Here is a 25633-nt window from a genome sequence, read left to right on the forward strand (position 1 = left end):
CCTCAGCGCTCGTCGTCGGGAGCCACCGGCTTGCCCTCCTCGGTGGGCGGGGCGACGTGGTCGACGAACGCCTCGACGTCCGGCTCCTCGACCCGAATCCGGACGTGGATGTCCCCGAGCTCGTCGGGGTTGCCCACCGCGAAGTTGACGACGCCCTGGAAGGCGGCCTGCTTTTTGAGGTCGAACGAGAGGGTGTCGCCCCGACGGTTCCCGAACAGCTCTCCGCGCGCGGTGTCGAGGATCTCCTGACGGTGGAGTAGCTCCGAGAAGTGATCGAGCGAGTGGGTCTCGGCGGCGATCTCGCCGTGGCGCTCCTCGACGTCCGCGCCGGGGAAGACGTTGGTGATCGCGTCGGCGATGCGGTCGCCGAGTTCGGTGTCGTTGACCGGCGCGGTGATCTGGACGTCGACGCTGTAGATCACGCCGTGCTCACCTCCTCGAGCGCGTCGACGCCCTCGGTGAGGAGCGTCCGGATCGTCTCCTGAAACGCCGACAGCGAGTCGGTGTTTCGGATCGTCACGTCCGCGCGGGCGATGGCGTCGTCCATCCCGAACCCGCGCTCGCGCTCGTCGCGCTCGCGCAGCGACTCGCCGTCGTCGGTGTTGTCCCGGCCGCGGTCGGTCACGCGGTCGGCCCGGACCTCGTACGGCGCCTCGATGCCGACCAGCGCGAAGTCGTCGCCGAACGCCGACTCGAAGCGTTCGACTTCCACGCCCGACCGGATGCCGTCGACCAGCACGGTGTCGCCGTCTTCGAGCGCCTCCTCGACGACGGGGAGCGAGCGCTGGGCGACCGCGTCCGGGCCGTTCTCCTCGCGGAGTTTGGCCGCGATCTCGCCGTGGTGGTCCGCCGGGTCGAGCCCGCGGTCCCGACACTCCCGGCGGATCACGTCCCCCATCGTCACGACCGGGACCCCGAGTGCTTCGGCGACGGCCGCGGCCTCGCCCTTGCCGCTGCCGGGCAGGCCCACGGTACCGATTACTCTCATTGACGTTGAGTACTGGCGAAGCGCGCTTAAGCGCTGTGTTCCTCCGATCGAGTCGGTTCGAAACCTAAGCTCTTTTGGCGCTGAGGGAAGTACGGCCTGTCGAGGGCACGTAGCTCAGTCCGGATAGAGCGTCGGACTTCTATCCCGGCCGGTGTCGGCTCGCGACTCGCCGCCGGGTGGGGAAGACATCCGACGGTCGTGGGTTCAAATCCCATCGTGCCCGCTGATTCTGCCGCGAGCACTCGGCGAGCAATTCAGTTGCTCGCCGCACCGCGAGCGGCGAATCGAGTCGCTCGATGGGGTTTGAACCCTGCCAGTCGCGCGCAACGAAGTGAGCACGCCTGGCGCTGGTTCACAATCCCATCTGCCCGTCGACCTTTTACTGCGGGCGCACCGGAAGACAAACCGCGTCTTCCGAGCCTTGGCTCGCTTCGCTCGCCAAGACGCCCCGAGAGGCGCGCCCTTGTAAAACGTCGATGAAAAGCCGTCGTCACCCTCTTCGGGGGTTCCTCGGCCTGCTCACTCGCTTCGCTCGTTCGCAGTCGAAAGGCCAGCCCCACCGGACGGCGAATCGCGGCTCGGCTCGTCGGCTAGGTCGGCTCGCGACGGGAAGGGTTTCGCTACGAGTTCCGGAAGCCGTTCAGCGCCGATCGGCCCCCGAGCAGCATCGCGACCAGACCGATCCCGATCGCGACGAGCGGCCCGTTCGACTGTTGGTTCTTCAGGAACGCGTCGCCGGGCGATTCGGGGGTCGCGTACGCCGTGACGGTGGCGCCGACCTCGTACTCGTCGACGACGTCGCTCGCGGCGGACTCGGTGTCGTACGACTGTCTCACCGACGCGGGGTAGACGTTCTGTGAGGTGTACGATTCGCCTCGATACGCGTACTCGAACCGAACGACGGGGTAGTGATCGACGCCCGTACTCGACCCCGAGCCGTCCGACTCGACGCCGGTCTCGGTGATCGTCGCGTTCACCGGGACCGCGGCGTCGATCGCCTGTCGCTGCTGGAGGTGATCGTAGCCGCCGTAGCCCGCGACGGCCACACCGACGAGGAGGACCAGCAGTCCGCCCCGAACGGGGTCGATTTCCCGGCCGCCCACGGTGATACTCGAATCGGGAGCCACACCCGTCGGTTTACGGGAGCGACTGATAGACCCACCGGAGACGACGAGTGGCTTCTCGGCCCCGGGACACTTCGTGCCCCCCACCTCCGGCACGCGGCGACCGCAGAACAGAAAGCTTACACGGGCCTCGCGGGACGACGCCGACATGTCCAGCCCTCCAGTCTCGGACCCCCAGTATCGGTACGGCGTCGCGACGCTCGAATGGGCGCGCGAAGAGCAGGCGACGCTCGACGAGTGGTCGACTCGACGCGCCGACCCCCACCGTGTGCGGGCGGCGCTGTTGACCGAGTGGCTCGGGAGCCTGCGGGATCGCCTGCTCGACTGAGCGGGGGTCTCAGAGGAGTTCGCCCACGTCCTGGATCGCGGACCGACAGAACGGACACCGGTAGTTCGTCTGGAAGTCGTTGTGCTGGGCCACGGTCCGGGTTTCGAGCTCGTGCATGGCGATACTGCGACCGCAGTCGGGACACGATACCTTCGTCACGAGGCGTGTGTCTACACCACACACGCTTAAACTCCACTGTAAGTCAGGGAAACAAACCACTTTCCCGAGCAGTCCGCCCGGGCGACGGCGTTACGCCTCGAAGCCGTCCTCGAACCGGAACGTCCCGTCGCGCTGGACGACCTCGCCGTCGACCTCGATGTAGGAGTCCTCGGACATGTCGACGATCATGTCGACGTGGACCGCCGACTCGTTGCCCGACTCGCCCTCGGGGAGACAGGCCTCGTAGGCCCGACCCACCGCGAGGTGGACCGTATCGCCCATCTTCTCGTCGAACAGCATGTTGTAGGTGAACCGGTCGATGTCGCGGTTCATCCCGATACCGAGTTCGCCGAGTCGGCGGGCGCCCTCGTCGGTGTTCAGCACCTCGGTCAGGACGTCCTCGTTTTTGCTCGCGGCGTGCTCGACGACCTCGCCGTCCTCGAACCGGAGCCGGGCGTCCTCGACCTCGTGGCCCTGATGGATCAGGGGTTTGTCGAAAAGCACCTCGCCCTCGACCGAGTCGGCGACCGGCGCGGTGAACACCTCGCCGCCCGGGAGGTTGTTGGTCGCCTGATCGTTGATCGTGGTCATCCCGTCGACGCTCAGCCGGAGGTCGGTCGTCTCGCCGCTGACGATCCGGACCTCCTCGGCGGGGTCGAGGATCTCGACCATCTGGTCCTGGAACTCCCGCTGGGCGTCCCAGTCCTTGTCGATGGCCGACCAGACGAACTGCTCGTACTCGGGGGTCGACATCTCGGCGTTCTGGGCGTCGGCGGGCGCGGGGAACTGGGTGAGCACCCACGTCGTGTCGAGGATCTCCTCGCGGATCGGACTGTGGGACTTCCGGAACGCCGACATGGTCTGGGAGGGGACCGCGCTCATGTCGGCGACGTTGTCGTGAGCCCGGACGTGGATCCACACGTCGGCGGCCTCGGCGAGCGCGAGCTCGTGGTCGGGCGCGTCGAGGGCGTCGGCGTCGGCCGCCCGGAGGAACGCCGCGCGGGTGGCGTCCTGCCGGCCGGCGACGTGGAGCGGGAACGCCTCGCGCTCGCCGACGACCTCACAGAGCGCGAGCGTGAGGTCTTCGGCCGCGGGCGGGGCGCTGACGACGACGTTGTCTCCGGCCTCGACTTCGGTGGAGTGGTCGACGACGACTTCGGCGTGCTTTCGGATCCGCGGGTCCATACCCGAACGTCTGGTGAGCCGGCCAAACCGCTTTCGGTCTCGAACGGCTTGCGGGCATCACCGAGTATTTGGCGCGGGACGCGAAAGGGAGACGTATGACAGACCTGCGGAGCGACACGGTGACGATGCCCGACGACCGGATGCGGGAGGCGGCCCGCGACGCCGAGGTCGGCGACGACGTGTACCGCGAGGACCCGACGGTCAACGAACTCGAAGCCCGCGCGGCCGACCTCGTGGGGATGGAGGCGGCCCTCTACGTCCCGACCGGGACGATGGGCAACCAGATCGCGATCCGGACCCACACCGACCGCGGTCAGGAGATCCTCACCGAGCGCGAGAGCCACGTCGTCAAGTGGGAACTGGGCGGCATCGCACAGTTCTCGGAGCTACAGGTCCGCACCCTCGACGGCGGCGAGCGCGGGATCCCGACGCCCGAACAGGTCCGCGAGGAGTACGTCGAAGAGGACCTCCACCGCCCCGGCACCGGGCTTGTCGCGGTCGAGAACACCCACAACAGCAAGGGCGGGGTCGCCATCGCGCCCGAGAAGATCGACGCCGTCGCCGAGGCCGCCCACGAGCGGGACGTGCCGGTCCACCTCGACGGCGCGCGGGTGATGAACGCCGCGGTCGCCAACGACGTCGCCCCCGAGCGGATGGTCGAGAGCGTCGACTCGGTGATGTTCTGTCTCTCGAAGGGGCTTGGCGCGCCGGTCGGATCGGTGGTCGCGGGCACCGAGGCGTTCATCGAGCGGGCCCGCCGGACCCGCAAGCTGTTCGGCGGCGGGATGCGTCAGGCCGGCGTGATCGCCGCGCCGGGGCTGGTCGCGCTCGAAAACGTCGACCGGCTCGCCGAGGACCACGAGAACGCCCGCGCGCTCGCCGACCGGCTCGCCGAGATCGAGGGGCTCGGCGTACAGGAACCCGAGACGAACATCGTGCTCGTGGACACGGAGCAGACGGGACTGACCGCCGAGGAGTTCCTCGAGACCGCCGCCGACGCCGGCGTCCGGGGCGTCGAGTTCGACACCCACGTCGCGCGGTTCTGCACTCACTGGGACGTCGACCGCGAGGACGTGGTCGAGGCGGCCGAACGCGTCGGCGAGGCGCTCGAAGGCTGAATCGGCCGTTCGGGCGCCCGGTCGAGTCGACCCGACGCGGTGACGCCCGGCGGACCCGACCGCTCTCAGCTGTTCTCCATGCCTTCCCGAAAGCTCGTCACGGTCCGGCGGATGAACAGGTACATGAACAGCACGAACCCGAGCAAGAGGGCGACGAAGCCGACGACGATCGGGTTGTTGTAGACGAACTCCATACGCGTACCATCCGGTCGGCCGCTCAAATTCGTTTCGACGCCGAAAGTTCGACGCTTGACAACATTCATTTGCCGGGGGTGAGTATCCGCCGACATGGCTGACCTGCTGCCCTCCACTTCGGACGCGACCGCCTCGCAGTCGGCCGAACCGCGGGTCATCGGCGTCGACAGCGACGACGCCGACGACCTCCTCGGCGCCCTCTCGTCGTCGACCGCCCGCGAACTGCTCGCCGCGCTCCACGAGGACCCCGCCACGCCCTCGGCGCTCGCCGAGGAGATCGACACCTCCCTCCAGAACGCCCAGTACCACCTCGGCAACCTCGAAGACGCCGACGTGATCGAGGTCGTCGACACCGTCTACTCCGAGAAGGGCCGGGAGATGAGCGTCTACGCCCCGACCGATCAGCCGCTGGTGGTGTTCGCGGGCAACGAGGAGGAGACCAGCGGGCTGAAGGCGGCGCTCTCGCGGCTCCTCGGCGCGTTCGGCGCGCTCGGACTCCTCAGCCTCGCGGTCCAGACAGCCGTCGGCGACGGCCTCCCGTTCGTCGGCGAGTCCGGGAGCGAGACGACCGGCCAGCCGAGCGGGATGTCGATCCAGTCGACCGACGCGGGCCGCCAGACCGCGGAGGCGGCGAGCAACGCGGTTCCGCCCGGCCTCCTGTTTTTCGCCGGCGGTGCGCTCGTCCTCGCGCTCGGGTTCGCGTGGTGGTACTACGCGAACGGCCGGAGTGACTAAAACGCGTCTTTGAGCTTACGGGAGCTACTTGATACGGCGGCGCGTAGGTGTGAGTGCACCGCCCCGCTTCGGCCCTCCACCCGACGCCGAACGGTCGTTCGGCGCCGATATCCGAGCCGCCGACCGACTCCCGCGAGCGCTATTCTACGCGAAACTCCTCGATCACCGAGCCGTCCCGGTGGCGGATCTCGCCGTCGAGCCCGCCGTCGGCGGGCCGGAGCTCGGCGTGGGTCGGGAGACCGCCCCGCGGGCGAGCGTGACTGCCGGGGTTGAGCAAGAGCACCTCGTCGGCCTCGGAGACCGCGTGGCGATGCGAGTGGCCGAACACGACCACGTCGGCGGCCTGCTGGCGTCCGAGCAACGAGAGGCCGGTCGCCCCGCGGTCGTCGCCGTGGGTCAGGACGAACCGGACGCCCTCGGCCTCGAAGGTGCGCTCTGCGGGCAGGCGATCGCGGACCCCCGGCGCGGCGTTGTTGCCGTAGACGCCGTGGAGGCGATCGCTGGCGGCCTCGAAGGCGTCGAGGGCCGCCTCGTTCAGGAAGTCCCCGGCGTGGACGACGAGGTCGGCGGCCTCGACCGCCTCGGCGGCGCGTCCGGTCAGTTCGTGGCCCGAGCGACTGTGGGTGTCCGAGACGACGGTTATCATGGGTCGACGTACGGGCGGACGGGTCCTGAGCGTTTCCGTCCGGACTCGCCGACCGTCGGTGCCGGCTCCCACCGCGTCTTCGGGGTCGGACTGCAACCAGATTCTTACCGCGCGCCAGAGAAGTGGGGACGATGGCCGAAAGCAAATCTGTCGTCGTCGCCGCGCTGATAGCCAACGGAGCGATCGCCATCCTGAAGTTCGGTGGCTTTCTCCTGACAGGAAGCGCCGCGATGCTCTCGGAGACGTACCACTCGATCTCGGACACGGGCAATCAGGTGTTTTTACTCGTCGGGCTCCGGTTCAGCGGCCGGGACGCCAGCCGCGGCCACCCCTTCGGCTACGGGAAAGCCGAGTTCTTCTACAGCTTTCTGGTGAGCGTGTTCCTGTTCGGCATCGCCGGGTGGGAGAGCGCCAAACACGGCTACGACGCCATCATGCACCCCCATCCGGTCGAGCAGGGGCCGGTGACCCTGCTCGGCGCGACGTTCCCGGCGGTCTGGGTCAACTACGCCGTCTTGGCCGGCGCGATCGCGTTCGAGAGCTACGCGCTCAAGAAGGCGTGGGAGGGGATGAACGCAGACATCGACCAGCACGGCTGGAGCGGGCTGGGCGAGGCGTTCCGGAAGACGAGCAACGTGACGACGCTGACCGCGTTCACCGAGGACACCATCGCGCTTGTCGGGGCGGGGCTCGCGCTGTTCGGGGTGTATCTCTCGAGAGCCACCGGGAACCCGCTGTACGACGCCGTCTCCGCGCTGTTGATCGGGCTCATGCTGATGGGCTTCGCGCTGGCGCTGGCGTGGGAGAACAAGCGCCTCCTGCTCGGCGAGAGCCTCCCGAAAGACGACGAGCGCGAACTCCGAGACGTCATCGAAGGCTGGGACGGCGTCGACGGCATCGTCGACTTCCGGAGCGTCTACTTCGGGCCCGAGGAGGTGCTGATCGCGGCCGACGTCACCTTCGAGAACGGCTTCGACACGGGCGGGATGGACGACAGCATCACCGGACTGGAGGACGCGCTGAAGGAGGTGAACCCGAGTATCTTCAAGGTGTACATCGAGCCCGAGAGGTAGCGCCCGACCCGGACTTCCGCCCCGGAGCGAGACTTTAAACCCCAAGCCCCGCAAATCCTCTCCCGTGGCAGAGACCAACGGGTACATGCGTTTTTTCCCCTACGAGGAGCCGTACGCCAACCAGCGCGAGGCGATGGACCGTATCTACAACGCCTTCGCCCGGGGTCAGGACGTGCTGTTCGAGGGGGCCTGCGGGACGGGCAAGACGCTGTCGTCGCTGGTGCCCGCGCTGGAGTACGCTCGCGAGGAGGACAAGACGGTGGTCATCACGACCAACGTCCACCAGCAGATGCGCCAGTTCGTCGAGGAGGCCCGCGAGATCACCACCGAGGAGTCGATCCGGGCGGTCGTCTTCCGGGGGAAGGGGTCGATGTGCCACATCGACGTGGGCTTCGAGGAGTGTCAGGTCCTGCGGGACAACACCTACGAAGTGGTCGACAAAGAGCGAGATCTGCGGGAGCTCGAAGCCCGCCAGGAGGAGCTACTCGAAGCGAGCCGGGAGGGCGACGACCGCGCCGCCGAGGCCCGGAGCGCGGTCATGGACGAGCTCGAGCAGGTCGAAGAGACCCTGGAGGGACTCGAAGACACGAACACCTGCGAGTACTACTACAACAACCTCGTCGGCGACAACGAGGCGTTCTACTCGTGGCTCTACGACGACGTGCGCACGCCCGACGACATCTACGACTACGCCGAGCGCCAGCACCTCTGTGGCTACGAGCTGCTGAAAGACGGCATGGAGGGGGTCGATCTGGTCGTCTGCAACTACCACCACCTCCTCGATCCGATGATCCGCGAGCAGTTCTTCCGGTGGCTCGGCCGGGACCCCGAAGACGTCATCACCATCTTCGACGAGGCCCACAACGTCGAGGGGACCGCCCGCGAACACGCCAGTCGCACCCTCACGGAGAACACCCTCGACTCGGCGCTCGACGAGCTACAGGACTCGGACGACGCCCGGAGCGAGCCAGCCTACAACGTCATCGCGGCGTTCCGGCGCGCGCTCGAAGAGACCTACGAGGACGCGTTCGGATTTGGCGACCGCGAGGAGGTCGACGGCACCTGGGAGGACGTCTCCATCTCGAACGAGGACAAACGCGACGACCTCACGCTCAACTTCCTCCAGCAGTACACCGGGAAGGGCATCGACACCGAGCTCGAACTCGCGGTCCACCTCGGGCGCGAACTCGACGAGGAGTACGAGGAGGCGTACAAGGACGGCGAGGCGACCACCCGACAGGAGTGTCAGACCCTCCGGGCCGCCGAGTTCGTCCGGGAGTTCATGGACGAGAGCGCCGATCTGGGCCAGTATCCGGTGGTCTCGGTCCGGCGCGACGAGGCCACCGACGAGGTGTACGGTCGGGCGGAGCTGTACACCTGCATCCCGCGGGAAGTGACCGCGGAGCTGTTCTCGGAGGTGTACGCGACGGTGCTGATGAGCGCGACCCTCCGGCCGTTCGACGTACTCGGGGACGTGCTCGGGCTCGAAGACCCCGTCTCGCTGGCCTACGGGCTCCAGTTTCCCGAGGAGAACCGCCGGACGTTCGCGGTCGAGAGCCCCGCGCTGTTTTCGAGCGAGCGCGACGACCCCGAGACCCAGGCCACGATCGCGGGCGTCCTCGAAGACGCCGTGGAGTTTACCGCCGGGAACAGCCTGCTTTTCTTCCCGAGCTACGCCGAGGCCGAGCGCTACCACGAGCGCCTCGCCCGCGAAACCGACGCCGCCCTGTACATGGACGAGCCCGGCACGTCCGTCGAGGAGCTCCGCCGAGAGTTCGTCGACGACGACGGGGCGGCGCTTTTCACCTCGCTGTGGGGGACGCTGGCGGAGGGCGTGAGCTTCGACGGCGACGACGCCCGGACCGTGGTGGTGGTCGGGGTTCCGTACCCCCATCTCAGCGACCGGATGGAGGCGGTCCAGGAGGCCTACGACCGGACGTTCGCCGACCGGTCGGGCCGCGATTCGGGGTGGGAGTACGCGGTCGAGATCCCGACGATCCGCAAGACCCGCCAAGCGCTCGGGCGCGTGATCCGGTCGCCCGAGGACTTCGGCGTCCGGGTGCTCGTCGACAAGCGCTACACCGAGGCGGGCCGGAGAGAGATGGGCAAGTACGGCGTCCGCGAGACGTTCCCGTCCGAAGAACGCGGCGAGATGATCGACATCGACCCCGAGAAACTGAAGTTCGCGATGCTGAACTTCTACGGTGACAGGGACGCGTGGGCGGGCGCGCCGCCGACGCCGTGACGGCGGGCGAGGACGCGTCGACCGCCCGCGAGCGAGTCGACGCTCAGGCGGGCAGGGAGAACTCGGTGACCGTCTCGGCGTACGTCGCATCCCACAACAGCAGTTTCGAGACGGTCCAGCTCACGGGCTCGACGTCGCGGGCGGCGAGGCGCTCGGCGTCGGCGACCGACCCGCCCCGCGCCAGCGTGACGTGCGGTGAGTAGTCCTCGCCCTCCAGATCTTCGATGGCCGAGAACGCCTCGACCAGCTGGTCGTGGAGCCGCCACAACCCGGGGCTCTCGACGTCGAAGTAGACGACCGGACCCTCACCCCGGGTCGGATACTCGAAGTAGTCGATGCCCGAGATCTGAATCTCGAAGGCGGGCGCGCCCGCGAGCGCTGTCCGGAGCTGTTCGCGCAGGCGCGGGACGCCGCCGGCGGGCGCGTCGCCGAGGCGCTTGCAGACGAGGGTGTGGTGGTCTCGGATCGCCTCGAAGCCGAGGAGCGCGGGCCGGAGCTCCTCGGCGAGGCGCTCGACCGACCCCGGAACCGGGACGCTGACGCTGTACACGTCTCACACGTCGGTGAGCGTCGCACAAAGGAATAGCGGTTCGGACGGGTCGCTCGGAGTCGTGTCGAAAGAGTTTAAACCCCTTGGGGCTGTTGTAACTGGTAATGACGCGGACTCGCGGCTCGGGCGCGCTCGCCCTCTCCGAGAGCCGCGAGTCCGTCACCGCCTTCGCGCCGCGACGACCGGGGCGTCTTTAGCCCCACTACTACTTACTCCACCGATCTGACGGCGTTTCGCTTCCGAGGCGGCCGGTATCGTCCGTAAACTACCAGTCACAGACACACACACCACACACCCATACATGTCAGGAACATCCAAAGTCGCGCTCGCCTTCTCGGGCGGGCTCGACACCACCGTTTGCGTCCCACTGCTCGAAGAGGAGTACGACTACGACGAAGTAATCGGCGTCACCGTCGACGTCGGCCAGCCCGCCGGGGAGTTCGACGAGGCCGAGGAGACCGCCGAGGCGCTCGGGCTCGACCACTACGTCGTCGACGCCAAGGCCGAGTTCGCCGACCTCTGTCTCGACGCGGTCACCGCCAACGCGACCTACCAGACCTACCCGCTCGGGACCGCGCTGGCGCGTCCGATCATCGCCGAGGCGATCCTCGGCGTCGCCGAGGACGAGGGCTGTGACGCCGTCGCCCACGGCTGTACCGGGAAGGGCAACGACCAGCTCCGGTTCGAGGCCGTCTGGCGCGACTCGGACCTCGAAGTGATCGCGCCGGTCCGCGAACTCGGGCTCACCCGCGAGTGGGAGATGGAGTACGCCGACGAGAAGGGCCTGCCCGTCGAGGGCGGCAACGAGGGCGACTGGTCGATCGACACCAACCTCTGGAGCCGGTCGGTCGAGGGCGCGAACCTCGAAGACCCCGGCTACGTCCCGCCCGAGGACATCTACGAGTGGACCGACACGCCCGGCGGGAAGGACGTCGAGACGATCGAGCTCACGTTCGAGGACGGCTACCCCGTCGCGCTCGACGGCCAGGAGATCGACCCGGTCGAGCTGATCGAGACGCTCAACGACCTCGCGGGGAGCCACGGCGTGGGTCGGACCGACATGATGGAAGACCGCATGCTCGGGCTGAAGGTGCGCGAGAACTACGAACACCCCGCGGCGACGACACTTCTCAACGCCCACGAGGCCCTCGAAGGGCTGGTGCTCACCAAAGAGGAACGCGAGTTCAAACAACAGGTCGACCACCAGTGGGCCGAGAAGGCCTATCAGGGACTGCTGTCGGCGCCGCTCGTGGACGCGCTCGACGGGTTCGTCGCACAGACCCAGACGAAGGTCACCGGCACCGTCACGGTGAAGTTCGAGGGCGGGCAGGCGCGCCCGGTCGGTCGCGAGAGCGAGTACGCGGTGTACTCCGAATCGGCCGCCTCGTTCAACACCGAGTCGGTCGACGGGATCGCCCAAGAGGACGCGACCGGCGTGGCGAAGTACCACGGCTTCCAGTCGCGGCTCGCGAACGAGGTGACCGCCGACGCCGAGGCGAAGAAGGCCGAACTGCTCGCCGACGGGAACGGCGAGGCGACCGAGGAGGACCAGTAGCATGACGGAGGAGAGCGAGCCCGGAGCGGGCGACGACCCGGAGCGCGCCGGCGCGGACGACGTGGTGCGCCGCGAGCGCTTCAGCGGCGGCCCCGCCCGCGGGTTCCTCTCCTCGATGGACGACGACGAACGCATCTTCGCGGCCGACCTCGCGGTCGACCGCGCCCACGTCGTGATGCTCGCCGAACAGGGTATCGTCGACGAGGAGGCGGCCGGGACGATCCTCGCCGCGGTCGACGACGTGGCGGCGGCCGGCTTCGACGCCTTGCCCGACGGCGAAGACGTTCACGCCGCGATCGAGACCGCGGTCATCGACCGGGTCGGCGACGTCGGCGGGAAGATGCACACCGCCCGGTCGCGCAACGACGAGGTCGCGACCTGCATCCGGTACCGCCTGCGCGAGGACGTCCTCGACGCGATCGAGACGACGCTCGCGCTCCGGGAGGCGCTCGCCGACGCCGCGGGCCGTCACGCCGAGACCGTGATGCCCGGCTACACCCACCTCCAGCCCGCCCAGCCAACCACCGTGGGCCACTTCCTGCTGTCGTACGAGGGGGCGGTCGCCCGCGACACCGAGCGGCTGTTCGACGCCTACGACCGCGTGAACCGCTCGCCGCTGGGTTCGGCGGCGTTCGCGGGCACGCCCTTCGACGTCGACCGGGAGCGGACCGCCGACCTGCTCGGCTTCGAGGGGACGGTCGCGAACTCGATGGACGCGGTCTCGACCCGCGACTTCCTCGTGGAGGTCGTCGCCGCACTCGCGAACCTCGCCGCCACGGTGTCGGGGCTCGCCGAGGACCTCGCGGTGTTCTCGAACAAGGGGCTCGTCGAACTGTCGGACGACTACTCGTCGACCTCCTCGATCATGCCCCAGAAGAAAAACCCCGACACGCTCGAACTCGTGCGGGCGACCGCCGGCGACGCCGCGGCCGGGCTGAACGGCCTGCTGACGACGCTGAAGGGACTTCCCCGGGCGTACAACCGCGACCTCCAGAAGGCGACCCCCCACGCGTGGGACGCCGTCGACGCGGTGACCGAGGCGGTCGAGGTCGCGGCCGGCGCCGCGGCGACCGCGACGTGGGACGAGGCGGCGCTCGCGGACGCGGCCGGCGAGGGCTTCTCGACCGCGACCGGGGTCGCCGACCTGCTGGCGATGCAGGGCGTCCCGTTCCGGAAGGCCCACGAGATGGTCGCGAACGCCGCCCAGCGCGCGGGAGACGCCTCCGAGAACGGGGCGGACTACGCCGCGCTCGACGCCGCCGCCGAGTCGGTGCTCGGCGAGTCGCTCGATACCTACGTCGACCGCGAGTCGGTCGAGGCCGCGCTCGACCCCGAGGCCAGCGCGGCGGCCCGCGACTCGGCCGGCGGTCCCGCGCCCGAGGCGGTCGCGACCGTGCGCTCGGACGCCGAGGCGAGCGTCGAGGCGGACGCCGACGCGCTCGCGGCCGAACGCGACGCGCTGGCGAGCGCCGACGAGCGCCTCCGGACGGAGGTGAGTCGATATGACTGATCCGCCGCCGGTCCCGTCCGGGACCTCATTTATATACCGACGGAGCCGACTATCGGGCTTCGACTGACCGAGATTCGAGCGCTTCACGCCGTTAGCGTCGCCTTTACTCTATGTAATACAATTTACAGATTCGACGGGTTTAAGTATACGTACGGGGTACGAAGGGGTACGATGACAGAGTGCGTCGAGTGCGGGGCGGACGTCGCCCTACACGATTCGGCAGAAGTGGGAGAGATAGTCGACTGCACGACCTGTGGCGCCGAACTCGAAATCGTCGAGCGAGCCCCGCCAGTCCTCGATCGAGCCCCGGAGCTCGAAGAGGACTGGGGGGAGTAAATTGCGCGTCGGACTGCTTTACTCCCGGATCCGTAAAGACGAGAAGCTCCTCCTCGGCGAGCTGCGCGAGCGCGGCCACGAGGTGACGAAGATCGACGTGCGCGACCACCAGTTCGGGCTCGAGGAAGGCCCCGACGAGCTCACCGAGTGTGACGTCGTCGTCGACAGGTGTCTGGCTACCAGCCGGAGCCTCTACGCCACGAAGTTCTGCGAGGCGTACGGCGTGCCCGTGGTCAACGACCCGGCGACCGCCGAGACGTGCGCCGACAAGGTGAAAAACAGCCTCGCGCTGTCGAGCGCGGGCGTCCCCACGCCGAACACCGACGTCGCGTTCACCAAGGAGTCGGCGATCGAGAGCATCGAGGCGTTTGGCTACCCCTGCGTGCTCAAGCCCGTGGTCGGGTCGTGGGGGCGCCTGATGGCGAAGGTCGACTCCCGGAGCGCCGCCGAGGCGATCCTCGAACACAAGGCGACGTTGGGCCACTACGAGCACAAGGTGTTCTACGTCCAGGAGTTCGTCGAAAAGCCCGGTCGGGACATCCGCGTGCTCGCGACCGACGGCGAGCCCGTCGCCGCGATGGTCCGGTCGTCGGACCACTGGCTCACCAACGCCGCGAAGGGCGCCGAGACCGAGGCGTTCGAGCTCGACGCAGAGGCCGAGGAGCTGGTCGCGGCGGCCAGCGACGCGGTCGGGGGCGGCCTGCTCGGGGTCGATCTGATGGAGGTCGGCGATAGCGAGGCGGCGAGCGCCCCGGAGGAGCCGAGCGGCGACGCCGCGGAGCCGAGAGACGCCAGCTACACCGTCCACGAGGTCAACCACACCGTCGAGTTCAAGGCGCTGAACGACGCCGTCGACGTCGACGTGCCCGGCGCGGTCGTCGACTGGCTCGAAGCGAAGGCGGGCGCGAAACAGGAGGTGGTGGCCTGATGGGCGTCGCGAGCGAGGACGGAGGGCCCACCGCCGAAACCGGGACCGAGGCCGAAACCGAGACCGACACCGAAGCCGAGACCCTGACCGCGACCGTGGTCGGGGGCTCGGGGTTCGCCGGCGGCGAGCTGTTGCGGTTGCTCGCCGGCCATCCCGGCTTCGACCTCGCATGTGCGACCAGCCGCGAGTACGCCGGCAAGTCGGTCGGGTCGGTCCACCCGAACCTCCGGGGGACCGACCTTCGGTTCTCCGAGCCGGCCGACCTCGAGTCGGTCGACGTGCTGTTCGCGGCGACGCCCCACGGCGTCTCGATGGCCCAGATCGACGCGTTCTACGAGGCCGCCGACACAGTGGTCGACCTCAGCGCGGACTTCCGGCTCGACACGGTCGAGCAGTACGAGGCGTGGTACGACGGCCACGACGCGCCCGAGTACCTCGAGGAGGCGGTGTACGCTCTGCCCGAACTCCACCGCGAGGAGCTACCCGGCGCCGACCTGATCGCCGCGGGCGGGTGCAACGCGACCGCGACGATCCTCGGGCTCTACCCCCTGTTCGACGGCGGGGTGCTGGACGGCGGGGAACGGATCGTCGCCGACGTGAAAGTCGGCTCCTCTGAGGGCGGCGCGAGCCCGAGCAAGGCCGCCAGCCACCCCGAGCGCTCGGGCGTGGTCCGGCCCTACGCGCCGACCGGCCACCGCCACGAGGCCGAGATCGAGCAGGAACTGGGCGCGTCGGTTTCGTTCACGGCCCACGCCGTCGACATGGTCCGGGGCGCGGCCGCGACCTGCCACGTCTTCCCGGACGGCCCCGTCTCGAAGGGCGACCTCTGGTCGGCCTTCCGGGGAGCGTACGACGACGAGCCGTTCGTCCGGCTCCAGTCGGGCGGGTCGGGGGTGTATCGCTACCCCGAGCCCAAGGCGGTCGCGGGCACGAACGTGGCCGAAGTCGGGTTCGAACTCGACCCCGGAAACGAGCGGCTCGTGGTGTTCAGCGCGATCGACAATCTGGTGAAAGGCACGGCCGGGCAGGCGGTCCACGCCGCCAACGTCGCGCTCGGCTTCGAGGAGACGGCAGGACTCGACTTTCAGGGACTCCACCCGGTGGGAAGCCCATGACCGAAACGACGTACACGAAAGCGGAGCTCGAAGCGGCTCACGAGGACCTCGTCGACAACGATCTGGGCGAGGACGGACTGCGAACCGACGGCGGTCAGAGAAGCGGCGCTTCTCGAACGTCGAAAGACGAGTCGCCGCCCGTCGTCGTGAAGCTCGGCGGCGCCCGGGCGGTCGACCCCGCGGGCGCGCTCGCCGACGTCGCCCACCTCGTCGCCAACGGCGAGGACGTGGTGGTCGTCCACGGCGGCTCGACCGCGGTCGACGACACTTTGGAGCGGCTGGGCGAGGAGCCCGAGTACGTCGAGACGCCCGGGGGCGTCGCGGGGCGGTTCACCGACGAGGCGACGATGGAGGTGTTCGAGATGGTCCTCCCCGGGAAGCTCAACACCGACCTCGTCACGGCGCTCCAGAACGAGGGCGTCAACGCCGTGGGGCTGTCGGGCGTCGACGGCCAGCTCCTGACCGGCTCGCGCAAGTCGGCTGTCAAAGTGCTCGAAGACGGCCGCAAGAAGATACGCCGGGGCGACCACTCCGGAACGATCGAGTCGGTCAACGACGACCTGCTGTCGACGTTACTTTCGGGCGGCTACGTCCCGGTCGTGACGGTGCCCGCGCTCGGCGAGGAGACGGCCGGCGCGTCCTCGACGGGTCGCGGTGAAGGCGGTGGAGCCGCCGGAACGTTCACCGCCGTCAACGCCGACGCCGACCGCGCGGCCGCCGCGACCGCGGCCGCGTTGGGCGCCGAATTGGTCGTGCTGACCGACGTGGCGGGCGTCTACGAGGACCCCGACGACCCCGAGACGCTGATCGACGCGGTGGGGTCGCCCGCGGACCTCGAAGCCGTCGAGGACGCCGCCGAGGGGTTCATGACCAAGAAGGTGATGGCGGCGGTCGAGGCTCTGGAGGGCGGCGCGGCGTCGGTGACGGTCGCCGATGCGAACAACCGCGACCCGATCACGGCCGCCAGGACCGGCCACGGGACGGCGTTCGAACCGGGGGCGGTCAGATGAGCGGCTTCGTCTACTCCGAGAAGCCGATCGCCATCGAGCGCGGCGAGGGGCCGTACCTCTACGACGGGACGGGCGCGGAGTACCTCGATTTCGGCGCCAGCTACGGCGTCGCCGCGGTGGGCCACGCTCACCCCGCGGTCGTCTCGGCCGTCAGCGAGCAGGTCGAGAAGCTGACCTTCGTGCAGGCGAGCTACCCCAACTCGGCCCGCGACGCCCTCTACGAGAAGCTCGCGGCCCTCGGGCCGGGCGACCTCGACAACGTCTGGCTCTGTAACTCCGGGACCGAGGCCAACGAGGCCGCCCTCAAGTTCGCCCGGAGCGCGACCGGCCGCTCGAAGGTCGTCGCGGCCCAGCGGGGGTTCCACGGCCGGACGATGGGGTCGCTCGCCGCGACGTGGAAGCCCAAGTACAAGAAGCCGTTCGAGCCCCTCGCCGGCGACTTCGAGTTCGTCCCGTACGGCGACGAGGCCGCGCTCGAAGACGCCGTCGACGAGGAGACCGCCGCGGTGTTGCTCGAACCGATACAGGGCGAGGGCGGGGTCAACCCCGCGCCCGAGGGCTACCTGCGGGCGGCCCGCGAGCGGACCACCGAGGCCGGCGCGGCGCTGGTCTTCGACGAGATCCAGACCGGGCTCGGCCGGACCGGCGCGCTCTGGGCCTGTGAGAACCGCGGCGTGGTGCCCGACGTGCTCACCTCCGCGAAGGGGCTGGGCGGCGGCCTCCCGATCGGCGCGACCCTCTGTGCCGACTGGATCGCCGACGACGCCGGGCCCCACGGCTCGACGTTCTCGGGCGGGCCGGTCGTCAGCGCCGCCGCCGAGGCCACCCTGTCGGCGATCGTCGACGCCGACCTCCCCGGCAACGCCGAGGCGGTCGGGACGCATCTCCAGTCGAAACTCGGGGGATCGGAGCTACCGATCCGCGCGGTCCGCGGCGAGGGGCTGATGATCGGCGTCGAGGTCGGTCGAGGCGCGAACGCCGTCCTGAAGCGGCTGGCGATGAACCACGGCGTGCTCGCGTTACCGGCGGGCCGGACCGTGGTGCGACTGCTCCCGCCGCTGGTCGTCGACGAGAGCCACGCCGACGCGGTGGCCGAGGCGCTCGGAGACGCGCTCGCGGAGGTGTCGGCGTGAGCGCCGGCGCGGTCGCGACCGACGGGACCGCCCGCGATCTCCTCGCGGACCTCGTGGCGATCCCCTCGCCGTCGGGCGAGGAGGGCGAGGCCGCCCGGCGGCTCGCGGCGTTCTTCGAGGAGCGCGACCGGGAGGTGTGGATCGACGAGGTCGGCAACGTTCGGGCGCCCGCCGACGACGCGGCGTTGCTGACCTCCCACGTCGACACGGTGCCCGGCGAGATCCCGGTGCGGATCGAGGAGACCGACGACGGGCGCGAGGAGCTGTGGGGCCGCGGGAGCGTCGACGCCACGGGGCCGCTCGCCGCGATGGCGGTCGCCGCCGTCCGGACGGGCGTCAGCTTCGCCGGCGTCGTCGGCGAGGAGACCGACTCCCGGGGCGCGCGCTTCCTCGTCGGGGACCGCGAGGCGCCCGACGCCCTGATCAACGGCGAGCCCTCCGGCTGGGACGGCGTGACCCTCGGCTACCGGGGCTTTCAGGTCGGGACGTACGCCGCGAGCACCGACTCGGCCCACACCTCCCGGCCCGAGCCCAACGCGATCCAGCGGGCGACCGCGTGGTGGTCGCGGGTCGACGCCGCGTTCGAGAGCGACGAGGAGACGCCGGTCTTCGAGCGAGTGACGGCCAAGCCCGTCGAGATCGCGGGCGGCGTCGCCGAGGACGGCCTCTCGGTCGAGGCGACGATCGACGCCCAGTTCCGGATTCCGCCCGGCGAGACCGCCGCGTCGATCCGCGAGACGGTCGAGGGCGAACTCGGCTCGGGCGGCGAGATCGAGTGGCGCGAGCCGACCCCGCCGGTGATGGAGAGCCCCCGGACCGCGGTGGCCCGAGCGTTCCGCGCCGCGATCCGACGACGCGGGGGCGACCCCCGATCGCTCCGCAAGACCGGGACCAGCGACATGAACATCTACGCCGGGGCGTGGGACCGCCCGATGGCGACCTACGGCCCCGGCGACTCCGCGCTCGATCACGCGCCGAACGAACGCCTCGACCTCGGGGACCTCGACCGCGCGGTCGCGGTCCTCGAAGACGTCTGTGAGACCCTGCAACAATGAGCCACGACGCGACACGCGCGACGACCGCCGACGAACCGACCGACGACCAGCCGACCCCAAAGCACGTCCTCGACGTGGACGACCTCTCGGACGAGGACCTCGCGGCGGTGCTCTCGACCGCCGCGGAGTTCAAGCGGGCCCACTACGCGGGCGAGTCCCACGCGGTACTGCCCGACCGGACGCTCGCGATGCTGTTCGAGAAGCCCTCGACCCGGACGCGGGTCTCCTTCGAGACGGGGATGACCCAACTGGGCGGCCACGCCGTCTTCCTCGGCCCCGAGAACACCCACCTCGACCGCGGCGAGCCGGTCTCGGACACCGCACGGGTGCTCTCGCGGTACGTCGACGCCGTGATGGCGCGGGTGTTCGACCACGACGCGCTGGAGTCGATGGCGGCCCACGCCTCGGTCCCGGTGATAAACGGGCTGTCGGACGACGCCCACCCGTGCCAGACGCTGGCGGACCTGTTCACGATCTACGAGCGGTTCGGCGGCTTCGAGGACGTGACCGCGGCGTGGGTCGGCGACGGCAACAACGTCGCCCAGTCGTTCGCGGTCGGCTGTGCGATGGCCGGGATCGACCTCTCGATCGCGACGCCCGAGGGGTACGAACCCGACGATGCGGTGCTCGCGCGCGCCGCGGCCCGCGGGACCGCGCCCGAGGTGGGCAACGACCCCGCGGCGGCGGTCGAGGACGCCGACGTGGTGTACACCGACGTGTGGGTGAGCATGGGCGAGGAGGACGAGCGCGCCGCGAAGCTCGACGACTTCGAGGGGTTCCAGGTGAACGACGACCTGCTGGCCGGGCCCGACGATCCGATCGCGATGCACTGTCTGCCGGCCCACCGCGGCGAGGAGATCACCGACGCGGTGCTCGAGAGCGACCGGGCGGTCGTCTGGGATCAGGCCGAGAACCGGATGCACACCCAGAAGGCGCTTTTGGCCCACCTGCTCGGCGCGCGGTAGCCGGGTCGAGGCCGGACCCGGATCCGGCCGACGGCGGGTGCCCAAGACGCTAAGGGCGTCGCACCCGAACGACGCGTGAGGGATTGGCTCTCACACTCACTCATGCCCGAGGAACGCTTCGAGACGGAAACGATACTTCGCGGGACGACAGTCGACGTCGAGCGACCGGTCGAGGTCGACGGCGACGGCGCGCCGATCGAGACCGAGACGGTCGAGCTACCGGCCAACGAACGAGTCGAGGCGGTGACGTGCGAACGCTACCCGGAGTACTGTCCGCGACGCGGCGGACTGGTGTCGGTCGAGGAAGCGGTCGTGGTCGGCGTCGACATGGTCGACCGGCCGACCGGCAGGGACGCGGCGGTGTCGCTGGCGTACTGCCCGGAGTGTGCGACCAGCGAGTTCGCCTACGTCCGGGATCGCGACGGCGGCGCGGACGCCGACGGCCGGACGCTCCACGAGCGCTACGGCTACCTCTTTGGCACCGAGGCGACCCGGGAACGGCCCCTAAAGCGACTCGACGGCCCCGGCATCGCGAGCTCGCTGGTGGTGGTCGCGCTCGGAATGGGGCTGGCCGTCCTGGGGGCACAGGGGCTAATGCTGTGGGCGGCGCTCGTCGCGGCGACGGTCGCGGCCGCGGCGCGGCTCTCTGACGCGGTCTGAGTGTCGACCGAACGCGTTCGTCCGGCGGTCGGCGGGGCGCCGACCGAGCCGACGGATCGGCAAATCTGCCGCCGACCGGCCCCTTTTTGCCGCTCGGCCACTTTCGACCCGCCAATGACCGACCTGACGCTGGCCGACGCCGGAGTCGACGCCCCGCCGGCCGACGCCGACGACGGCGTCTGGCTGACCTGCATCGAGTGTGGCTGGACCGGCGCCCCGTTCGAGGAGGTCCGCTACCGGTGTCCCGACTGCGACGGCCTGCTCGAAGTCCGGTACGCCGACCACCCGACGTTCGCGGACTTCGAGGGCCGGGGCGTCTGGCGGTACGCCGACGCGCTCCCGTTCGCGACCGGCGTGAGCATCGAGGAAGGCGATACGCCCCTCTACTCGGTCCCGACGATCGAATCCGAGGTCGGGGTCGAGGACCTCCGGATCAAACACGAGGGGATGAACCCGACCGGGAGCTTCAAGGACCGCGGGATGACCGTCGGCGTGCGGGTCGCCGAGAGGCTGGGGGTCGGCCGGCTCGCCTGCGCCTCGACGGGCAACACCAGCGCGGCGCTCGCGTGCTACGGCGCGCGGGCCGACACGCCGGTCCTCGTCCTCCTGCCGGCCGGGAAGGTCGCGGCCGGGAAGGTCGCGCAGGCCAGCCTCCACGGCGCGCGGATCCTCGAAGTCGACGGCAACTTCGACGCCTGTCTCGACATCGTCGCGGACCTCGCGAAGCGCGGGGAGGCGTACCTGCTCAACTCGCTCAACCCCTTCCGGCTGGAGGGCCAGAAGACGATCGGCCTCGAAATCGTCGAGCAGTTCCGCGACCAGACCGGCGACCTCCCCGACCGCATCGTCCTACCGGTCGGGAACGCGGGCAACACCGCGGCGCTGTTCAAGGCGTTTCGCGAACTCGTCGCGGCCGGCGCGCTCGACGTCGAGCAGGTGCCCAAACTGACCGGCGTCCAGGCCGAGGGCGCGGCCCCGATGGTCGAGGCCGTCGCCGAGGGCCGCGAGGAGGTCCGGCGGTGGGAAGACGTCGAGACCCGCGCGACCGCCATCCGGATCGGCAATCCCGTCAACGCGCCGAAGGCGCTACCGGGCATCCGGGAGACCGGCGGCACCGCGGTCGCGGTCTCCGACGAGGCGATCACCGACGCCCAGCGCGCGCTCGCCGAGGACGGCGTGGGCGTCGAGCCCGCGAGCGCCGCGTCGGTGGCCGGGCTCCGCAAACTCCGCGAGTCGGGCGAGATCGACGCCGACGAGCAGGTCGTCTGTCTCACGACCGGCCACCTGCTGAAAGACCCCGACGCCGCGGCGACGGCGGGCGCAAAGCCGGAGGCGGTGCCGGCCGACACCGAAGGCGTGTTAGACCACCTCGCGGAGAACTGACCCGGACTCTCACCGACCTCGACGGCCCGACCGCCGTCTCGCTCGTCGAACGGTCGGCGGACTCGGCCTTGGGGGCGTTCGCCGGTCGACCGAGATCGGTGAGTTAATACCTGCCGCGTCCGGGCGCGCGACTGGGAGTTTGATCCGTGATAATTACGCCAGATACTTTATACGGGTGGGGTATGAAATCCTGATAATTACGGTAATTTAACTCATGCAGTTCACCGTCCCCGTCGCCGCGTCGATACTCGCCACGGTCGTCTCGCTCGGAGTGGCGGTGTTCGCGTGGCGGCGACGTCGAATGCCGGGCGCGGTTCCGCTGGCGGCGTTCACCGTCGCGACTGCGGTCTGGACCGGCGGGAACGCCCTCCAGATCGCCAGCACGTCGCTCGGTGCGAAGCTGTTCTGGGTGGACGTCCAGTACGTCGGCACCGTGGTCGTCCCGCTTGCGTGGTTCGCGTTCGCCTGCGAGTACGCCGGCCGCGAGGAGTGGGTGACCCGGCGGTCGCTGGCGGTGCTGGCTGTGATTCCGGCGATCACGATCCTCCTCGCGTGGACCAACGGGTACCACCATCTCGTCCGGACGTCGGCCGAACTCGCCACCGTCGGCGACACCGTGACGATCCAGCGCGAGTTCGGGCCGTGGTTCTGGTTCGCCAACTTCTACTCGAACCTCGTGAACGCGGCCGGGACCGTGTTGTTACTCCACGGTCTCGTCCGGTCGCGGCGGCTCTACCGGATCCAGACGCTCGCGGTGCTGGCCGGGACGACGGTGCCGTGGGTCGGGGGGACGCTGTTCTACAACGGACTGATACCCGTCGAACCCGAGGTGTTTTTCGGCGTGAGCGCGCTCACGTTCGCCCTCGCGATATCGAAGTACGGCCTCCTCGACATCGCGCCCGTCGGTCGCCACACCGTCGTCGAGGAGATGGACGACCCGGTGGTCGTCCTCGACGACGACCGGATCGCGGACGCGAACCCGGCGGCCGCCGACCTGTTCGGCTGGCGGGACGCCGACGCCGCGATCGGAGTGTCGACCGACGAGGCGTTCGCGGGATGTCCCGAGTTCGAGCGCCAGTACGACACCGACGACGCCATCGACGAACTCTCGGTCGAAGACGCGAACGGCCGAGAGCGCGAGTTCGACGTCCAGTTCACGCCGCTCTCGGAGCGTGCGGTCGACGCCGAGATACTGCTCCTGAAGGACGTGACCTCGGTCAAGCGCCACGAAGCCGCGCTCGAACGCCAGAACCGACGGCTCGAACGCGTCGGCCACACGATCGCCCACGACCTCCGGAACCCGCTCAACGTCGCGCAGGGTCACCTCGAACTCGGACGCGAGACGGACGTCGACGTCGACGACCACCTCGCGAAGGTCGACGACGCCCACGACCGCATGGACGACATCATCGAGGAGGTGCTCGCGATGGCACGCGACGACGAAACCGCCCGTCGAGACCCCCACTCGGTCGGGGACCTCGCCGAGCGGGCGTGGGCGAACGTCGAGACCGCCGACGCCGCCCTCGCCGTAGACGAGGGCGTCGGGGTGGTCGAAGCGAACGACAGCCAACTGGCGAGCGTGTTCGAGAACCTGTTCCGAAACGCGGTCGAGCACGGCGGCCCCGACGCGACCGTCCGGGTCGGTGCGCTCGACGACGGCGGGTTCTACGTCGCCGACGACGGGCCGGGCGTGCCCGAGAGCGACCGCGAGGAGGTGTTCGAGCAGGGGTTCACGACCAGATCCGACGGGAACGGGGTGGGGCTGGCGGTCGTCGCCGACGTCGCCGACCGCCACGACTGGCGCGTCGCGGTGACCGAGAGCGAGGCCGGCGGCGCGCGCTTCGAGTTCCGAGGGACAGACGGCGTCTGCACCGTCGCACAGTAGCCGGTAGCCGAGTCGGGCGCCAGCGACGCGAAAACGAGTGCGGGACTACCAGACAGTGCGGGCGGAGGAATCGGTGGCGGCGCGACTACTCCGAGCCGTTGAGTTCGATGTAGCGGGCTTCGATGATGCGACCGTCGGCTTCGAGGACCTCTTTGGCCTCGGCCGGGACCGGCTCGTCGAGCGTGTACACCGTCAGCGCCTCGCCGCCGTGGGCCTCGCGGGCGTTGAACATGCCCGCGATGTTGACGTCGTGGTCGCCGAGCACCGTCCCGATGAACCCGATGACGCCCGGCACGTCCTCGTTGCGCGCGACGAGCATGTGGCCGTGGGGGATGGCGTCGACTCGGTAGTCATCGACGCGAACGATTCGGGGGTCCTCGTCGGCGAACAGGGTCCCCTCGACGCTGACCGACTCGTCGTCGCCCGCGACTGTCACCCGGACGAGGCTCTGGAAGTCGTCGGTCTGGCGGGTCTTGGACTCGGTGACCTCGACCCCGCGGTCCTCGGCGATCTGGGGCGCGTTGACCGCGTTGACCTGCCACTCGAGAGGCTGGAACACGCCCTTCTGGGCGCTCGCGGTCACGAGTTCGACGTCCTCCTCGGCGATGTCGCCCTCGTAGTGGACCTCGATCGACTCGATGCGCTGATCGAGCAGTTGGGTCGCGATCTTGCCCGCGGTCTCGGCCAGCCCGATGTACGGTTCGACCCGTGGGAACGCGCTCTCGTCGATCGAGGGGGCGTTCAGGGCGTTGACGACCGGCTGTTCGGCGAAGGCGGCGACGACCTGATCGGCGGTGCTGGTCGCGACGTTCTCCTGGGCGGCTTCGGTGCTCGCGCCGAGGTGGGGCGTGACGACCACGTCCTCGACGTCGAGCAGGGGGTTGTCGGGCGAGACGGGCTCGTCGGCGAACACGTCGACCGCCGCGCCGGCCAACACGCCGTCGTCGACGGCCGCCGCGAGCGCGTCCTCGTCGACGACGCCGCCGCGGGCGCAGTTGACGAGGTAGCCCCCCTCCATCTGGGCGAGCTCCGCGTCGGAGATGAGGCCCTCGGTCTCGGGGGTGAGCGGAGTGTGGACCGTCAGGAAGTCCGCGCGGTCGAGACAGTCGTCGAGGTCGACCAGTTCGGCGCCCAACTGGGCGGCGCGGTTCTCGCTGATGTAGGGATCGTAGGCGACCAGCTCCATCCCGAGCGAGTCGAGCTTCTTCGCGACCTCCTGACCGACCCGACCCAGCCCGACCACGCCAAGCGTCTTGGCGTTGACCTCGGTGCCCAGATAGTCGCCTTTCGCCCACTCGCCGTCCTTCAGGCGGGCGTGGGCCTGCGGGATCGACCGCGCCGAGGCGAACGCCATCGCGACGGTGTGTTCGGCCGCCGCCCGGACGTTGCCCTCGGGGGCGTTGGCGACGATGACGCCGTGATCGGTCGCGGCGTCGATGTCGATGTTGTCGACGCCGATGCCGGCCCGCCCGACGATCACGAGCTCCGGGGCGGCCTCGAACACTTCCTCGGTGACCTCGGTGCCCGACCGGACGATCAGCCCGTTCGCGTCCGAGACCGCCGAGAGGAGGGCGTCGCCCTCCACGTCGTAGGCCGTTTCGACGTCGTGGCCCGCCTCTCTGAGGCGGTCTAACCCTGCGTCCGCGATGGGGTCCGTGACGAGGACTTGCATGCGTATTGGAACTGGTGCCGGCGGGATAACCCTTTCTTCCGCTGTACCATTTGCCGACCCGCGTCCGGACGGCCCCGACG

General features: G+C 69.6%; 25 protein-coding genes and 1 tRNA gene. 18 read left to right on the forward strand and 8 right to left on the reverse strand.

Annotated elements, in window-relative coordinates:
- Nucleotides 1-2 precede the first annotated feature (2 nt).
- Together EPY72_RS06665 and EPY72_RS06670 are read right to left on the reverse strand one after the other, a co-directional pair.
- Nucleotides 3-422, reverse strand: a complete 420-nt coding sequence (locus tag EPY72_RS06665) for an RNA-binding domain-containing protein (RefSeq protein WP_134671159.1) — start codon at nucleotides 420-422, stop codon at nucleotides 3-5.
- Complete coding sequence (locus EPY72_RS06670; RefSeq protein ID WP_134671160.1) at nucleotides 419-988, reverse strand: AAA family ATPase; 570 nt, start codon at nucleotides 986-988, stop codon at nucleotides 419-421. The genes EPY72_RS06665 and EPY72_RS06670 overlap by 4 nt, the downstream gene beginning before the upstream one ends.
- A gap of 103 nt (nucleotides 989-1091) precedes the next feature.
- Here EPY72_RS06670 and EPY72_RS06675 point away from each other — a divergent pair.
- A tRNA-Arg gene (locus tag EPY72_RS06675) sits at nucleotides 1092-1211 on the forward strand.
- Between the two features lie 397 nt (nucleotides 1212-1608).
- Here the strand turns inward: EPY72_RS06675 and EPY72_RS06680 are convergent.
- A complete protein-coding gene (locus EPY72_RS06680) occupies nucleotides 1609-2115 on the reverse strand; it encodes a DUF3592 domain-containing protein (protein ID WP_135805912.1) in 507 nt (168 codons plus the stop codon).
- 145 nt (nucleotides 2116-2260) lie between these two features.
- Between EPY72_RS06680 and EPY72_RS06685 the strand changes: the two genes are divergently transcribed.
- A complete protein-coding gene (locus EPY72_RS06685; protein WP_135805913.1) occupies nucleotides 2261-2440 on the forward strand; it encodes a hypothetical protein in 180 nt (59 codons plus the stop codon).
- A gap of 249 nt (nucleotides 2441-2689) precedes the next feature.
- Here EPY72_RS06685 and EPY72_RS06690 read toward each other — a convergent pair whose 3' ends face one another.
- Nucleotides 2690-3784, reverse strand: a complete 1095-nt coding sequence (locus tag EPY72_RS06690; RefSeq protein ID WP_134671163.1) for an aminopeptidase — start codon at nucleotides 3782-3784, stop codon at nucleotides 2690-2692.
- Nucleotides 3785-3879: 95 nt separating this feature from the next.
- Here EPY72_RS06690 and EPY72_RS06695 point away from each other — a divergent pair, with 95 nt between their 5' ends.
- Complete coding sequence (locus EPY72_RS06695) at nucleotides 3880-4902, forward strand: threonine aldolase family protein (protein WP_135805914.1); 1023 nt, start codon at nucleotides 3880-3882, stop codon at nucleotides 4900-4902.
- Nucleotides 4903-4967: 65 nt separating this feature from the next.
- On the opposite strand, the gene EPY72_RS19950 is transcribed toward EPY72_RS06695, so the two are convergent.
- Entirely contained in the window at nucleotides 4968-5096 is a 129-nt protein-coding gene (locus EPY72_RS19950) for a DUF7859 family protein (RefSeq protein ID WP_280177964.1), read from the reverse strand.
- 94 nt (nucleotides 5097-5190) lie between these two features.
- On the opposite strand from EPY72_RS19950, the gene EPY72_RS06700 reads away from it, so the two are divergent.
- Complete coding sequence (locus EPY72_RS06700) at nucleotides 5191-5832, forward strand: ArsR/SmtB family transcription factor (protein ID WP_134671165.1); 642 nt, start codon at nucleotides 5191-5193, stop codon at nucleotides 5830-5832.
- A gap of 139 nt (nucleotides 5833-5971) precedes the next feature.
- On the opposite strand, the gene EPY72_RS06705 is transcribed toward EPY72_RS06700, so the two are convergent.
- Nucleotides 5972-6478, reverse strand: a complete 507-nt coding sequence (locus tag EPY72_RS06705) for a metallophosphoesterase (protein ID WP_134671166.1) — start codon at nucleotides 6476-6478, stop codon at nucleotides 5972-5974.
- A gap of 131 nt (nucleotides 6479-6609) precedes the next feature.
- On the opposite strand from EPY72_RS06705, the gene EPY72_RS06710 reads away from it, so the two are divergent.
- Both EPY72_RS06710 and EPY72_RS06715 read left to right on the forward strand, forming a co-directional pair.
- Nucleotides 6610-7551 carry a cation diffusion facilitator family transporter gene (locus EPY72_RS06710; protein ID WP_135805915.1) on the forward strand — a complete coding sequence of 314 codons (942 nt, stop codon included), beginning with the start codon at nucleotides 6610-6612 and terminating at the stop codon, nucleotides 7549-7551.
- Nucleotides 7552-7615: 64 nt separating this feature from the next.
- Nucleotides 7616-9796 (forward strand): ATP-dependent DNA helicase, encoded by a 2181-nt coding sequence (locus tag EPY72_RS06715; RefSeq protein ID WP_135805916.1) that lies wholly within the window; start codon nucleotides 7616-7618, stop codon nucleotides 9794-9796.
- Nucleotides 9797-9839: 43 nt separating this feature from the next.
- Here EPY72_RS06715 and EPY72_RS06720 read toward each other — a convergent pair whose 3' ends face one another.
- Nucleotides 9840-10346, reverse strand: a complete 507-nt coding sequence (locus tag EPY72_RS06720) for a 2'-5' RNA ligase family protein (RefSeq protein WP_134671169.1) — start codon at nucleotides 10344-10346, stop codon at nucleotides 9840-9842.
- 301 nt (nucleotides 10347-10647) lie between these two features.
- On the opposite strand from EPY72_RS06720, the gene EPY72_RS06725 reads away from it, so the two are divergent.
- From EPY72_RS06725 to EPY72_RS06780, 12 genes are all read left to right on the forward strand, one after another.
- Nucleotides 10648-11901, forward strand: a complete 1254-nt coding sequence (locus EPY72_RS06725) for an argininosuccinate synthase (protein WP_135805917.1) — start codon at nucleotides 10648-10650, stop codon at nucleotides 11899-11901.
- A 1-nt stretch (nucleotide 11902) separates the two neighbouring features.
- The gene (gene argH, locus EPY72_RS06730) at nucleotides 11903-13411 is read left to right on the forward strand and encodes an argininosuccinate lyase (protein ID WP_135805918.1); all 1509 of its coding nucleotides are present in this window, start codon (nucleotides 11903-11905) and stop codon (nucleotides 13409-13411) included.
- Nucleotides 13412-13582: 171 nt separating this feature from the next.
- Nucleotides 13583-13747: a lysine biosynthesis protein LysW gene (gene lysW, locus EPY72_RS06735; protein ID WP_134671172.1), complete on the forward strand. Its 165-nt coding sequence runs from the start codon at nucleotides 13583-13585 to the stop codon at nucleotides 13745-13747.
- A 1-nt stretch (nucleotide 13748) separates the two neighbouring features.
- Nucleotides 13749-14675: a lysine biosynthesis protein LysX gene (gene lysX, locus EPY72_RS06740; protein WP_134671173.1), complete on the forward strand. Its 927-nt coding sequence runs from the start codon at nucleotides 13749-13751 to the stop codon at nucleotides 14673-14675.
- Nucleotides 14675-15790, forward strand: a complete 1116-nt coding sequence (gene argC, locus EPY72_RS06745; protein WP_135805919.1) for an N-acetyl-gamma-glutamyl-phosphate reductase — start codon at nucleotides 14675-14677, stop codon at nucleotides 15788-15790. The genes lysX and argC overlap by 1 nt, the downstream gene beginning before the upstream one ends.
- Nucleotides 15787-16800 carry an acetylglutamate/acetylaminoadipate kinase gene (locus EPY72_RS06750; RefSeq protein ID WP_135805920.1) on the forward strand — a complete coding sequence of 338 codons (1014 nt, stop codon included), beginning with the start codon at nucleotides 15787-15789 and terminating at the stop codon, nucleotides 16798-16800. The genes argC and EPY72_RS06750 overlap by 4 nt, the downstream gene beginning before the upstream one ends.
- Nucleotides 16797-17933, forward strand: coding sequence for an aspartate aminotransferase family protein (locus EPY72_RS06755; RefSeq protein WP_135805921.1), 1137 nt, complete (start codon nucleotides 16797-16799; stop codon nucleotides 17931-17933). The genes EPY72_RS06750 and EPY72_RS06755 overlap by 4 nt, the downstream gene beginning before the upstream one ends.
- Nucleotides 17930-18988: a [LysW]-lysine hydrolase gene (locus EPY72_RS06760; protein WP_135805922.1), complete on the forward strand. Its 1059-nt coding sequence runs from the start codon at nucleotides 17930-17932 to the stop codon at nucleotides 18986-18988. Before EPY72_RS06755 ends, EPY72_RS06760 begins: the two co-directional genes overlap by 4 nt.
- Nucleotides 18985-19953, forward strand: a complete 969-nt coding sequence (gene argF, locus EPY72_RS06765; protein WP_135805923.1) for an ornithine carbamoyltransferase — start codon at nucleotides 18985-18987, stop codon at nucleotides 19951-19953. The genes EPY72_RS06760 and argF overlap by 4 nt, the downstream gene beginning before the upstream one ends.
- Before the next feature lie 102 nt (nucleotides 19954-20055).
- Nucleotides 20056-20613 carry a hypothetical protein gene (locus EPY72_RS06770; protein WP_135805924.1) on the forward strand — a complete coding sequence of 186 codons (558 nt, stop codon included), beginning with the start codon at nucleotides 20056-20058 and terminating at the stop codon, nucleotides 20611-20613.
- A gap of 114 nt (nucleotides 20614-20727) precedes the next feature.
- Nucleotides 20728-21996 carry a threonine synthase gene (gene thrC / locus EPY72_RS06775; protein WP_134671180.1) on the forward strand — a complete coding sequence of 423 codons (1269 nt, stop codon included), beginning with the start codon at nucleotides 20728-20730 and terminating at the stop codon, nucleotides 21994-21996.
- A gap of 214 nt (nucleotides 21997-22210) precedes the next feature.
- Nucleotides 22211-23881 carry a sensor histidine kinase gene (locus EPY72_RS06780; RefSeq protein ID WP_135805925.1) on the forward strand — a complete coding sequence of 557 codons (1671 nt, stop codon included), beginning with the start codon at nucleotides 22211-22213 and terminating at the stop codon, nucleotides 23879-23881.
- Nucleotides 23882-23966: 85 nt separating this feature from the next.
- Here the strand turns inward: EPY72_RS06780 and serA are convergent, their stop codons facing one another.
- Nucleotides 23967-25553, reverse strand: a complete 1587-nt coding sequence (serA, locus tag EPY72_RS06785) for a phosphoglycerate dehydrogenase (protein WP_135805926.1) — start codon at nucleotides 25551-25553, stop codon at nucleotides 23967-23969.
- Nucleotides 25554-25633 lie beyond the last annotated feature (80 nt).

It is taken from the genome of Halorussus marinus (assembly GCF_004765795.1).
GTDB lineage: Archaea > Halobacteriota > Halobacteria > Halobacteriales > Haladaptataceae > Halorussus > Halorussus marinus.